Genomic DNA, 1,183 nt, shown 5'->3' with positions numbered 1-1,183 from the left:
GCCCGAAGGCGCCATTGTCGTCGAGACTCGTGCTGGTTCGAGCAGCACGGCGAGGCTCACTTGCTCAGGTAGGCGTTCAGCATCCACACGGTCTTTTCCTGCTCGCGGATGTAGTCGCCGGCCTGGGCGGCGGTGCCTTCGTCGTCGGCATCGGACGCCAGGGCCAGCACTTCGCGCTGCAGAGCGATCAGGGTCTGGTAGCCGTCGAGCACACCCTTCACGCAGGCGCGACCGTCCGACACCTCCTTGTCCTCCTGAATGCGCGAGAGCTTGGCGTAGTCGCTGTAGGCGTGGACCGGCTGGTGGCCCAGGGTCAGGATGCGCTCGGCCACCTCGTCGACCTTGGTCAGAAGGTCGGTGTAAAGCTCCTCGAACTTCTCGTGCAGCTGGAAGAAGTCGCTGCCCTTGACGTTCCAGTGGTAGCCGCGCACGTTCATGTAGAAGATCTGGTAGTTGGCCAGCAGGTGGTTGAGTTTCTCGGCCAGCTGGCTGGCGCTGCTTTCGTGCAAACCGATGCTGTTGAATTCGGACATCGTGACTCCTCCTTGGTGAACCGCAAAGCGGCATCAATTCGTTTGATCCAGAGTACCGGGCGAGGCGCGCGCGATGAAACGAGTTTTGTGTATCGCCTTCATAGCGTCGCGGTATCGCGTATTCGTCGTTTCAGTAGATGCAGGCGGAGGCGACGCTTTTCAACCGCCTCGATGGCTCCATAGCCGCACCACGCTCTCGCTTTTCGCACCGAGCAGCTCGGCGGTGCGCGCCAGCGCCTCGTCCAGGCTCATCGGCCCGTCGGCCAGGGCGAAGGCCGCGGTGACGCCCTCGTCGAGACACGCCTGCCACCCCTGCCCAAGGCTGCCCGCCAGTACCACCACCGGCGTGGCCAGCTTCTTCGCCGCCCGGGCGACGCCGATGGGTGTCTTGCCCGCCAGACTCTGGCCGTCAAGGCGGCCTTCGCCGGTGATCACCAGGTCCGCGTCCTTGATCAGCGCCGCCAGATGGGTCTGGGTCATGATGAGCTCGATGCCCGGCTTGAGCGTGGCGCCGAGAAAGCGCGCGGCGGCGAAGCCCATGCCGCCGGCCGCGCCGGCTCCGGGCAGCATGCGCAGATCCGACCCGAGCACCGCGGCGCTGACGTCGGCAAAGCGGGAGAGTGCCGCGTCCAGCGTGGCGACGTCCGCCT

Annotated in this window: 2 protein-coding genes; both read right to left on the bottom strand. The window is 65.6% G+C overall.

All coding sequences use genetic code 11. From position 1 onward, the window contains the following. Positions 1–56: 56 nt before the first annotated feature. Positions 57–533 carry a Dps family protein gene (locus BIS11_RS18055; RefSeq protein ID WP_253426462.1) on the bottom strand — a complete coding sequence of 159 codons (477 nt, stop codon included), beginning with the start codon at positions 531–533 and terminating at the stop codon, positions 57–59. Positions 534–692: 159 nt separating this feature from the next. Next, positions 693–1,183 (bottom strand): glycerate kinase (locus BIS11_RS18050; RefSeq protein ID WP_253586792.1); only part of this gene is annotated, 491 nt, incomplete at its 5' end.

The sequence above is a fragment of the Halomonas sp. 707D4 genome (assembly GCF_024158685.1).
In the GTDB taxonomy this organism is placed as follows: Bacteria; Pseudomonadota; Gammaproteobacteria; order Pseudomonadales; family Halomonadaceae; genus Vreelandella.
This window is presented reverse-complemented; position numbering and strand designations above follow the sequence as displayed.